We start from the raw sequence: 10,715 nt of genomic DNA, 5'->3' as shown, positions 1-10,715 counted from the left end.
CAGCCAGAGCAAACGGCCACACCCCATTCGATTATGTGATGCATTGCTTAAACGAATTAGCCCAGCCACAGTGCGATATCGACAGTTTACTGCCCTGGCATGTTAGCCTCTAGGTGTAGTTAGCCGTGCGCTTACATTATACATAGTGAAGCAACGTGATGAATCGTGAGTTAAAACCAGTTGGTGCGATAACTGTGCGATAAATTTATTAGCTATGTGTTAGGTGTGCGATAAATGGCGTCAATTAAAGCAAAATTAACAGAGTCGGTGATCAAAAATATTCCACTAGATACCTGTATTACCGATTAGGTGGCCGAGGTTCGAAAGTAAGGCGTTTAGCATTAGGTCGTGCGCCAGCTTTGAGCGTTGTTAAAGCTCGTGAGCTAGCAAAGCAATACATTGGTGATGTATCACGTGGCATAGATGTATTCCTTGAACAAAAAGAAAAAACCAAAGCGCAAAAACAAGAAGCTGAAGCGCCAACGGTACAAGAATTAGCTACAGAGTTCCTAGAGCGCTATATCAAGGTTAATCGCAAAGACCCTCTAGAAGTTGAGCGTATGTTTCAAAAAGACGTGCTACCAGCGATAGGGGGCTCTAAATTAAAAGACATTACCCGCCGAGACATTTTAAGCAAAGTATTAGACCCAATCACCGACAGGGGAGCAGGCACTCAAGCCAATAAAACCCTTTCAATTCTTAAACAGATGTTCGACTTTGCTGTTGAGCGTGACCTAATGCAGGGCAACCCCATTAGCACCGCCAAGAAAAAGAATGTTGGAGGTATTGAAAAGCCACGTACACGCGCTCTTGAGTTTGAAGAGCTGATACAAGTATTCGAACGCTTACCTAAGCTCGGCGTAAGCACGCAAGTGATCTATGCCCTAAAGTTTATCGCTCTAACTGGTTGCAGGCCGATAGAAGTGACGGGCGCGCAGTGGCAAGAATTCGACTTTGATAAAATGATTTGGACCATTCCCGCCGAGCGAGTAAAGCAAAACAAAGGCGGGGAGCGAATCCATAAAGTGCCAATCACTCAAAACATGATTGTTATGCTTGATGAACTGAGAGCGTCATTCAACTATTTGGGTTCAAAATATGTGTTTCCTAGTACCACTTGCATCAACTGTCTCCCTGGCGAACAGCCCATTGACCGTCACTCGCTTTCAAGAGCTATAAACCGAAAGTAAAAAGAGCTAGGTGTTCCAAAATTTGTCCCCCACGACTTACGCCGAACAGTGGCTACACGTCTAGGTGATGATGATATAGGTGCTGACCCTATAGTGGTTGAAAAAATCCTTAATCATCAATTGCAGGGAATGCAAAAGGTCTATAATTTGCAGGAGTATATGGATAAAAGGACTGAAATGTTGGAGGCTTGGAATCAGAAGTTAGTTTACGGAAATAATTAACACTAATAATTTGCAAATGCATCTAATATGAAATAAACTATCCGTAACTTTTTTACGGCAATTACTGCATAAGGGTTATAAATCAACTATGTTAGCAAAATTTTGTGTTACAAACTTTAAGGCTTTTAGTTCTAGGTATGAGTTTGATCTTACAAAAACTAGTAAATATGAGTTTAATAAAGAGTGTGTAAAGAACAGCATTGTTAATAAGGCGTTGGTTTATGGTCACAATGGTGTTGGCAAGTCTAATCTTGGTTTTGCAATTTTTGAATTAGTTTCACACTTAACAGATAGGCAATGTAGCTCATCACTTTATAAAAACTTCTTAAATGCAACATGTAGTTCTAAAACTGCTGACTTCGAATATACCTTTATTTTTGGTGATTCAGTATTAAATTACAACTATTCTAAGTCCGACCCTGAAACGCTAGTAAAGGAAGAGATAATAATAAATGGAACTTTATTCGCTAAAATAGATAGAAATAAAACTACTGTTTCAGAAATTAATGCAGATGGTGCTGAAAGTTTAAAAACTGATTTGGGTGACTCGAAAGTCTCAATTGCTTCATACATTAAAAATAATACAGTTTTAGAAAAAAATGAGAGAAACGGAGTTTTTCATAAGTTCCTTGATTTTGTAAATGGAATGCTCTTCTTTAGATCACTTAATCGTAATCAATACATAGGATTAGAACAGGGATCTACAAAAATAAGCTCTGATATTATTGACAAAAATAAGGTATCTGAGTTTGAAGAATTCTTAAATTCATCCGGAATAAAAGCAAAGCTTTGTGTGTTGGACAGTGAAGATGGTAAAGAACTTGGATTTGACTTTGGTAAAAAGAAAATTCCATTTTATGATATAGCTTCCCAAGGAACTCAGTCTTTATCCTTATTTTACTTTTGGTATTTACGTTTAATTAAAGACACTAGAGTTACATTCCTTTTCGTTGATGAATACGATGCTTTTTACCATCATGATCTCGCCTCATCGGTTATAACCAAGCTAAAAGAGGTTGCAGCTCAAACGATAATAACGACTCATAACACTAGTGTCATGTCAAATGATTTACTTAGACCTGATTGCTATTTTTTAATGCATGAAAATTCTATTCACTCACTTGTCAATAGTACAGATAAGGACTTGAGGGAGGCTCACAATATAGAAAAAATGTATAAAGCAGGTGCTTTTAATGCGTAAATCCAAAAACATACTCTTTGTTTTTGAAGGCCAAAAATCTGAGCCATTAGCTTTTACTAGCTTGCAGAGGTTTTTTTTAAATGAAGGTGAGCGAACTATTATCCATGCTGTTTTTTGTGGAGAAATTTATTCGTTATATCATGTACTTAAAAAAGATGAAGATCTTGAGTTATTTTACATACTTAAAGATAAGGAAGCGAACAAAGAATCATTAGCTGATCTTAGTCTAAAGGATATTTCAGAGGTATATCTCTTTTTCGACCATGATGCTCATGCGACGGCCGCAGATGAAGTAAAGCTTAGAGCGATGTTAGAGTTTTTTAATGAGGAAACTGAAAACGGTAAGCTTTATATTAGTTATCCAATGGTAGAGGCAATAAAACACTTTCACCCAGACCATTGTTTTAAAAGTCTTACTGTTGAAATCGGAAAAAATAAACAATATAAAGCCTTTGTAGCTAATAATTGCTGCAATCAATACAAAAATATCCAAGCTTATTCAAAAGGGCAGTGGTTTACTCTAATAAAAAACAACTTGATGAAAGCTAGTTATATTGTTAGTGGGAATTATGAGTTGCCAGAACATTTAATTCCACAGTCGCAAATTTTTTCATGTCAGCAGGAAAAGTATATTAAAACAAGGAATGAGGTTTCAGTTTTAAGTTCAATACCTTTATTCTTAAAGGAGTATTATGGAGTCGAGAAGCTCCTAGATTATTTACCTTAAACTATTAAATTTAAAATAAGTATACTTTTGTAATCTCAGCCCTAAAATGTCCCATTTCTTGCGATACGGTCTCCAAGGCCGTTTCGTACTTAAGTCCTAAACCTTTCAGTTCAACCATCCGCTCTTGAGCATAACTATGCCTAAGACCATGTGCGCCAGTCGAAAATAACAGCGCGCGGTTTGACGCCTTAGAGAACGAGTCCGACCACTTTTTACCGCCAGCGATATCATAGCACTGAAGGTAGTTAATTTTTCTGTCTACTACCGTGATTGGTTGTGCTAAACGCTGTTGCTCTAGCTTATTGACGAGTGTGGTTGGAATCAGCACATGGCGAATTAAGCCGCCTTTACCTTGCACAGTATAAAGCTCGCCGTTTCGATCATGCCATTTTGAATCTAGGGCAGGGCGTTTGTCTGGACTTCACTCACTTGCTTTGGCAAGCGTCAGTAGCTCATGGACGCGCAGGCCAGCGGCAAAGGCGATTTGTGTAGCGAGTTGATGCTTTGCTGTTTGCCGATGTGAAATAGCTCTGGCTTGATCTGCAGTGTAAGCCCGAGAACGCTTGATTTCTTCTGAACATGACTTAACTCGATAGAGTGTTTCTTTTGGCTGTAGCTTACCGTTTAGTTGCATCATAGCTTGTATTGCTTGACGCTCCATATCTAGGGTTTTTTGGCCGACAATTTCAGCTCGGTAGTCAAGATAAATTCGGGCTTGTTCAATACTCATAGATTGAATGCCGTTTATACCAATATCCTTTGACCAGCTGGCAACCGTTTTTAGTGCCTATTCGTAGTTTCTAGCTGTGCCTAAAAAGCGTATATGTTTTGCTTTGGTAAGCCCTTTGATAACGTTTTTAGCTTGTGTACTGGGCTTGGCAAGTTTAGGCATTTTTATCGAGCCACCGCTTCACGGTCGTCCACTGTACAACGATACCTCTCATGGCAAGCCAGCGTTGTAACTCAGCTTTAGTTGCACCCGCGTCATATAGCTTACAAAGTTGAGTGCGATGCTTATCAAGCTTGAATGGTTTATGTCGTTTACCAGCCCGTAGTTTTGTTTGCGCTTTTAATAAAGCGACTTCAGTATTTGGGTTAGAAGTCATGCTTGTTCCTTGGTTGTAAGACTAACTGGCAACACAGTTGCTCAGTGGCACTAAAGCCTATTCGCCCCAGTTAAGCGCAACAGCGCAAGGCTGGGACTGATCTCGCCTAAAATAAAAACCTCAGATACGTGGAAGCGGCAGCAACGAAGCACCGAATTTGAAAAGCGCCATAAATGTGGCGCGGCATGACATAAATATTAAAACAGTGAGGGTCCTCACTACGTGTTGTCGGCAGCTGAACAGCGCCGTTTTTCTTCAATGCCCTAAGGGCTAAATCAAGTTTAGGTTAGCGTTAAATAAGGTCGCTTTCAATCTGCAAATAAAAATCTGCTTATAGGCTCAGCAAAACCAAGCCCCCCGCTATGAAGCGAGCGATTTATCGCTTCGACATAGCGGGGGCGTAGCCCCTTTTTAAAAAAAGTAGGAAATTGCTCATGATGTTTCGATTAAAAGGGCTTGGTTGCATGTTTGCTGTATTCACAATTATGAAATACGCTTAATTGAAGTAAGGATGATTTTTAAGCTTTTATCACCTATTTTTTTGCTACTAATTTCAAATTTGCAATTATAAGTAAGGTAAGCAGTCGAGCAAACAGCATCCTAATTTACAGACTGAAAAAGGGTGTGCTCGATGAAGAGAAATGTTGTAGCTTTTTTAGGAAAGAAAAATTTATCAATAGACGAGCTTTTAGATAATACCAAAGCCCATAGAAAGCATTATCTTGACCCATCAGAACAATCGAACAATGTTTTATGTTTGGCGGATCATAAGAGCCCTGCTGAGTGGTCTGCGTTGTTTTCAAGTTTCAAAGTTGATGAAAAAGATTTCCAACAAAGAACCGTTAAGGGCGTATATTTTGTTAAAGTAGAAGATCGCTACGTGATTTACACGTTTGGCTATGGTAGATGCCTAGTAAATAAATCTTCTATTGAGAGAGGGTTTGGGTTAAGGGTTTCAATGAACCTTGGTGATCCAGAGCAACTTAAGTCAATCGATAAGGCCACTTTAGAGCGTGTGGCCAGAAACACTCGCTCCCAAGTACTCAAAAAGTCCAGTATTCAAGATTTCCATTTTGAATTTGACCACGAAATTCTCAAGTCTTTAACTGCAATCGTAGACAATGGTAATGATTGTTTAGAAATGGTTTCTGGAAATGATTCTGTCTCTTTATATACTGAAATCGAATTCGAAAAGTTTGCATGTATATCTGAAAGATTAATAGATGCTTATTTAAGTCAGGATTACAAAGAACGATATCCTTGGGCAGAATTTATAGGCATTGAATCAGACCCAACCGTTATAGAAAAGCTAGAAGCAAAGTTGCTACAAAGATTGAATGAAATACTAGATTCAAAAGAAGATGAGCCTTGGGATGTTTGGCTAGCTCCACCGGAAATTATTGATTATGCAAACTTTGCAGGTTTTGTATACCCTGCTGAAAAGAGACAGGGACATTCATCCGGCTCCCATCCAAAGATGAACTTAAGACAGTTCCTACTTGAAGCTAACTTTCAAAAGAAAAAAGGGATAACCATCAAAGCTTTAAAGTCAAAGTATATTTTCTTAGTCGATGGCACTGAGCGTATACTAGATAAGTACCGTGCCTATGATGCGTTAAATGGTGAATTTAGCTTGGATGAAGTCAAGTATGTGTTAAATGACGGCCGTTGGTATCATGTAAAAACTAGCTTTGCTCAAGAGGTTGAATCTTATTTTGATAAGCTTCCACGATGGAAAGGGCTAGAATGCAAACCTTACCATGATTTGAGGGAGTGTTGTTATTTAAGGCGAATAGCTGATAATGAAGAGATTGCATTACTTGATCAACATTGGGTTAGAAATAAAGAAGTACCACAAAATTATGAATTCTGTGATTTGATGACCAAAGATAACAGATTGATCCACGTAAAACATTATGGAGGGAGTAACGTAATTAGTCACTTGTTAGCGCAAGCCTCGAATGGTGTTGAGATGCTACTCAATAGTCCAGAGATAGTTCCTCAAGTACAAGAGCACCTGCAAAATACGACCATTAACTTTCATTTTGATAGTACTAAGCCCCGTGAGCAGACAATAGTTCTCGCGATAATCCAAGCGCGAAAAGGGAAGTTACATTTGCCATTTTTTTCAAAAGTAAACCTCAGGCATCATGCTCGGAATATCCAGAATAAAGGCTTTACAGTTGAGTTGGCTAAAATACCTGTAAACAAGTTGGAAACAGCTCAGGTAAAAGATGGTGGTGTTAAATGCAAATGTCAGGCGAGAACAGCGGAATGCACGAAAAAGTTAACAGGATAGGGGTTGCAGCTTCTTTATTTGAATGAGCTTTGAGGTACTGCGGACAGCATTGTTAAAGCAAGTTTTTTCATCAAATGATGACACCAACTCCGTTAGGCTATTAATTAGCAGGGTATTCAGCTATTTGTACCGCAAGTCAGCTAAAAACACGCTCTACAAATACAAAAAGGAGACGTTAGCAGATTACCTAGAGGACTTGCTTGGCTTTCGCTGAATATTTATGTACTCAGCCTAAAGTGAAGCTATTATGCAATGAAGTCAAGCAAAGACAGACAAAAGCAGCCCAAGATACGGCTACAAAGAAGAGAAATAACTCACGGATGATTGTGGCGAAAACCATTAAAGAGCTAACCAAAGAAACTGGCAGAAAACTGACTCAGAGGCAAGTTGCGGGAAGGGCAGGTTTAGGGTTACGAACTTTAAAGAGGTATTGGCTTTGCTAGGGGGCGACTTTTCTAACTCAATGATTGATGTAAATCATTTGAAAAAATTTTAACTTAATCTGCCAGATACGATTAATTAATAGTACTTTATCAAATCTGACAGTCGCATAAGTACTAATATCGGTCATTTACGGGGTAAAAATCAATGATGAATGTTACGCCAGTATGTGCTAGGTACGTTCAATCTTCGAGACAACCTTTTCCAAGAGTTCTCTATATTCTATGTAACATCGATAGGTCTTTTCAAATTCAGAAAGATTTATAACTCGAGCTTCCTTGATGTCGATTGGAGAATACCCTCCATGTGAATACCATACAGAGATCTTACCTGGAACATCACGGAATTCGAATCCAACCCCTTCGATTTTTTCAATTTTACGAGCTGGCACAACATCACGTAAAACGGTACGTGTATGTCCAATGCCTAGGCGTGGACCTATCGAATGAGCTGTAAGATTACGATAGTTGCGAGTCTTCTTAATATAGATTTCACTATTGATTTCTTGGAGCGCTTCGATAAAATTTTGAGAGTTTGGCCAGATTTGTATTAATTGAAATAGTCGTTGTTCTTTTTTCCTACGAGTTAGAAACTTTGGCTTTTCCTCTGGGGTTTTGGGCTCACCTTCGAGATGGTCTTTGTAAGAGCTATCAAAGCATCGACGGACTTGATGAAATGCTTCCGTAGCGATTGTTGTAATCGTGTCGCGAATCGAAGCAGGTGTAAGTAGGCATTTATGAACCAAGGAATCGAGAAATTCACTTCTCAATTCCCAAGCTTCCATGTCGTCGTACTTTTGGATAATTTGATTCCATGCATGCCACTTAGACAGTGAGTCATTCCAGCTATTTAGAATATTCGTCAGATCACGCAGATCGCATTGAATCATTTCGTCCGCGAGCAGGTGCCACTTTCGATTTTTCAGGAAGTCAAAATCGTAGTCGAGAAGCTTATCTTCAGGTTCGAGAGCTCCCTCATGGTAGAGTATCAGATACTTATCAAACGCTTCACGAAGCAAATTTATATGTTTTATTTGTTCTTGTTCCATAAGGCCGCTAGCTGACTATTGATGATTTAGATTCAGACCTAGAATAATCCACAATAGTAAAAAATGGGTCGGGTCATTCATTTTGCATGCTGATGAAAGTTTTATCAATGATCCTAAATCGCTCAAACATGCCTGTTAGGCCAAATCCAACCCTGATTACAAAAAGTGCAGTGTTAGATATGAGCACTACAGAACGTTTCCCATTTATCGGAAATTTTTTGCTGAAAAGCTATTTGGCAATTCTATCTTGAGGAAGGTTAACAAAGGTGCCATTAGCTGTCTTCCTATATATCCCCCCAATCAACACCTAATCTAACTCAAAAAATAGAAATTAAGTTAAGATAAATATGGTGCGATATAAAGTTAACTATTGAAGAAACTAAGTGCGAAAAATAAGATAAGAAAATGATATAACTCATTGAACAGGGTAAGGAAAAGCTGGTCGGCATAGCAGGATTTGAACCTGCGACCCCTGACACCCCATGACAGTGCGCTACCAAGCTGCGCTATATGCCGACTTGTGCTTTACTATACGGATTTTTTTTTGAAAGGCAATAAGTGGTTGGTTTGTTTGGACATTAAATGAACTCAAGGGCGTATTTTTGTGTTCTTCGTCATTAATCCTGAGTTTTATAAGAAGAAAGCGCACTAAAAATAAGCTCTAGTGCGCTGCATTGGTCTATTTAGTCCAAATGCCTTTTGGTAGTGTTTTTTCTACTTCAGGGTTGGTACTAGGATCAAACTCTGGGGTTACGCCAGCTTTAAGCTGCTTTTTATAATCGTTGGCAAGCCATAGCACGACTTTGCGAAGCATAAAGAGTGCAACCACGTTTACTACAGCCATTAAGCCCATTGAAATATCAGCGAGTGTCCAAACCAGTCCAAGTTCGCTTACCGCACCAAACATTACCATGCCTAATACACAAGCTCTAAATACCATCATGCCTTTCTTTGAATGGTGATCTAAAAACAGTAGGTTGGTTTCTGCATAACTATAGTTGGCAACAATGGAAGTAAAAGCAAAAAATAGAATAGCCACTGCAACGAAAATTGCGCCCCATTCTCCTACATGATGAACCAATGCAGATTGTGTTAATTCAATGCCAGTTAAACCTGAGTTTGGCTCAAGTTGACCGGATAAAAGAATAAGCGAAGCGGTCGCGGTACAGATCACTATGGTATCTACAAATACACCTAGCATTTGTACATAACCCTGTGATGCTGGATGGTTTGGATTTGGTGTTGCACTGGCAGCAGCGTTTGCAGCGCTACCCATACCCGCTTCATTTGAAAATAAGCCACGCTTGATCCCTTGAAGCATCGCTTGCATTACAGCGTAGCCAATAGCACCAGCACCCGCTTGTTCAATACCCATTGCACTTTTTACTATTAACATAAATATATCTGGCAGCTGCGCAAAGTTCACAGCACAGACGTAAAGTGCAAGTATAAGATAAGCAACGGCCATAAAAGGCACGACAAGTTCGGCAAAGCGTGCAATAGTTTTTAAACCACCGAAGATGATAATCCCTGAAGCTGCTACTAACGCAATACCCATCACATATTTAGGCACATCAAAGGCAACGTTAAATGCTGCAGCAATGGAGTTGGCTTGCACCGCATTAAAGACGAAACCAAATGCAAGGATAAGGCAAAGTGAGAATAACACCCCCATCCACTTACGTTTTAAACCTAGCTCCATATAATAAGCTGGGCCACCACGGAAGTTTCCGTCATCATCTTTTGTCTTATATAGCTGCGCTAAGCAACTTTCAGCAAAACTGGTCGCCATACCAATCAAGGCAATGAGCCACATCCATAATATAGCACCAGGACCGCCCAAATAGAGCGCGACACCAACACCTGCCATATTACCGGTACCAACCCGTGCGGCGAGTGAAGTACAGAATGCTTGAAAAGAGGAGATACCATCTTCAGCACCTTCGCGGCTTTGCATCATTACCTTCACCATATATGGGAATTGAGTGAATTGAATAAAGCCAAGCCTAATTGTGAAGAATACACCTGCAGCTATTAAGAGGTAGATAAGTAGATGGCCCCATAAAAGACCACTTATCGAGTTTAAGATATCAGCCATGTATTTAGCCTTTTTCTAAGAACGAGTAAATAATGGGGCGGTAATCTACCACAAAGAAAAGCAAAAGCCGAAATTCCTATGGGTTATCCACAGAAAATGTGGATAAGTTGTTAGGATTCGGTGGGCTAAAAAGCATTTGAAAAATAAATAGAAAAAACCGAAAAAAAGGGTTGCACTAAAATCGGATCGCCCTATAATGCGACCCCACTGACACGGGGCGCTACGCTGAAAAGCAAAGCAGCAACGAGTTAGCGTTAAGTAAAACTTAAGTTCGAAACTTCTTCTCAAGAAATTCAAAATTAAGTGTTGACAAAAAATTGGGAATGCTTAGAATGCACACCCCTCGAAACAACGAAATGTTTCGAAACGTTCTTTAAAAATAT

The 10,715-nt window shown here is 39.4% G+C and carries 10 protein-coding genes and 1 tRNA gene; 5 read left to right on the top strand and 6 right to left on the bottom strand.

Features of this window, described 5'->3' with window-relative positions:
• From L3V43_RS23430 to L3V43_RS23415, 4 genes are all read left to right on the top strand, one after another.
• On the top strand, positions 1–113 hold a 113-nt coding region (locus L3V43_RS23430), incomplete at its 5' end, for a transposase domain-containing protein (RefSeq protein WP_237117516.1).
• 141 nt (positions 114–254) lie between these two features.
• Positions 255–1,190 (top strand): tyrosine-type recombinase/integrase, encoded by a 936-nt coding sequence (locus tag L3V43_RS23425; protein ID WP_346656533.1) that lies wholly within the window; start codon positions 255–257, stop codon positions 1,188–1,190.
• 310 nt (positions 1,191–1,500) lie between these two features.
• A complete protein-coding gene (locus L3V43_RS23420) occupies positions 1,501–2,613 on the top strand; it encodes an AAA family ATPase (protein ID WP_237117514.1) in 1,113 nt (370 codons plus the stop codon).
• Positions 2,606–3,340 carry a hypothetical protein gene (locus tag L3V43_RS23415; protein ID WP_237117513.1) on the top strand — a complete coding sequence of 245 codons (735 nt, stop codon included), beginning with the start codon at positions 2,606–2,608 and terminating at the stop codon, positions 3,338–3,340. The genes L3V43_RS23420 and L3V43_RS23415 overlap by 8 nt, the downstream gene beginning before the upstream one ends.
• 10 nt (positions 3,341–3,350) lie before the next feature.
• Here L3V43_RS23415 and L3V43_RS23865 read toward each other — a convergent pair whose 3' ends face one another.
• The 3 genes from L3V43_RS23865 to L3V43_RS23405 all read right to left on the bottom strand — a co-directional run bounded on the left by L3V43_RS23865 (position 3,351) and on the right by L3V43_RS23405 (position 4,446).
• Positions 3,351–3,698, bottom strand: coding sequence for a hypothetical protein (locus tag L3V43_RS23865; RefSeq protein WP_346656532.1), 348 nt, complete (start codon positions 3,696–3,698; stop codon positions 3,351–3,353).
• A gap of 63 nt (positions 3,699–3,761) precedes the next feature.
• Complete coding sequence (locus L3V43_RS23860; RefSeq protein ID WP_346656531.1) at positions 3,762–4,070, bottom strand: hypothetical protein; 309 nt, start codon at positions 4,068–4,070, stop codon at positions 3,762–3,764.
• A gap of 154 nt (positions 4,071–4,224) precedes the next feature.
• Positions 4,225–4,446: a hypothetical protein gene (locus tag L3V43_RS23405; RefSeq protein ID WP_237117512.1), complete on the bottom strand. Its 222-nt coding sequence runs from the start codon at positions 4,444–4,446 to the stop codon at positions 4,225–4,227.
• A gap of 631 nt (positions 4,447–5,077) precedes the next feature.
• Between L3V43_RS23405 and L3V43_RS23400 the strand changes: the two genes are divergently transcribed.
• Positions 5,078–6,745: a TIGR04141 family sporadically distributed protein gene (locus L3V43_RS23400; RefSeq protein ID WP_237117511.1), complete on the top strand. Its 1,668-nt coding sequence runs from the start codon at positions 5,078–5,080 to the stop codon at positions 6,743–6,745.
• A 613-nt stretch (positions 6,746–7,358) separates the two neighbouring features.
• On the opposite strand, the gene L3V43_RS23395 is transcribed toward L3V43_RS23400, so the two are convergent.
• The 3 genes from L3V43_RS23395 to L3V43_RS23385 all read right to left on the bottom strand — a co-directional run bounded on the left by L3V43_RS23395 (position 7,359) and on the right by L3V43_RS23385 (position 10,332).
• On the bottom strand, positions 7,359–8,234 hold the full coding sequence (locus L3V43_RS23395) for a hypothetical protein (RefSeq protein ID WP_237117510.1): 876 nt from the start codon (positions 8,232–8,234) through the stop codon (positions 7,359–7,361).
• A gap of 439 nt (positions 8,235–8,673) precedes the next feature.
• A tRNA-Pro gene (locus tag L3V43_RS23390) sits at positions 8,674–8,750 on the bottom strand.
• A gap of 163 nt (positions 8,751–8,913) precedes the next feature.
• A complete protein-coding gene (locus L3V43_RS23385; protein WP_010607547.1) occupies positions 8,914–10,332 on the bottom strand; it encodes a sodium:alanine symporter family protein in 1,419 nt (472 codons plus the stop codon).
• Between the last annotated feature and the right edge of the window lie 383 nt (positions 10,333–10,715).

Origin of the sequence: Pseudoalteromonas sp. L23 (assembly GCF_021728455.1) — a bacterium.
Lineage (GTDB): Bacteria > Pseudomonadota > Gammaproteobacteria > Enterobacterales > Alteromonadaceae > Pseudoalteromonas.
This window is presented reverse-complemented; position numbering and strand designations above follow the sequence as displayed.

Excerpts from the sequence above, each read along its gene's own strand:
- L3V43_RS23420 (WP_237117514.1), top strand. The coding sequence starts at position 1,501 with ATGTTAGCAAAATTTTGTGTTACAAACTTTAAGGCTTTTAGTTCTAGG.
- L3V43_RS23415 (WP_237117513.1), top strand. The coding sequence starts at position 2,606 with ATGCGTAAATCCAAAAACATACTCTTTGTTTTTGAAGGCCAAAAATCT.
- L3V43_RS23860 (WP_346656531.1), bottom strand. The coding sequence starts at position 4,070 with ATGAGTATTGAACAAGCCCGAATTTATCTTGACTACCGAGCTGAAATT.
- L3V43_RS23405 (WP_237117512.1), bottom strand. The coding sequence starts at position 4,446 with ATGACTTCTAACCCAAATACTGAAGTCGCTTTATTAAAAGCGCAAACA.
- L3V43_RS23400 (WP_237117511.1), top strand. The coding sequence starts at position 5,078 with ATGAAGAGAAATGTTGTAGCTTTTTTAGGAAAGAAAAATTTATCAATA.
- L3V43_RS23395 (WP_237117510.1), bottom strand. The coding sequence starts at position 8,234 with ATGGAACAAGAACAAATAAAACATATAAATTTGCTTCGTGAAGCGTTT.
- L3V43_RS23385 (WP_010607547.1), bottom strand. The coding sequence starts at position 10,332 with ATGGCTGATATCTTAAACTCGATAAGTGGTCTTTTATGGGGCCATCTA.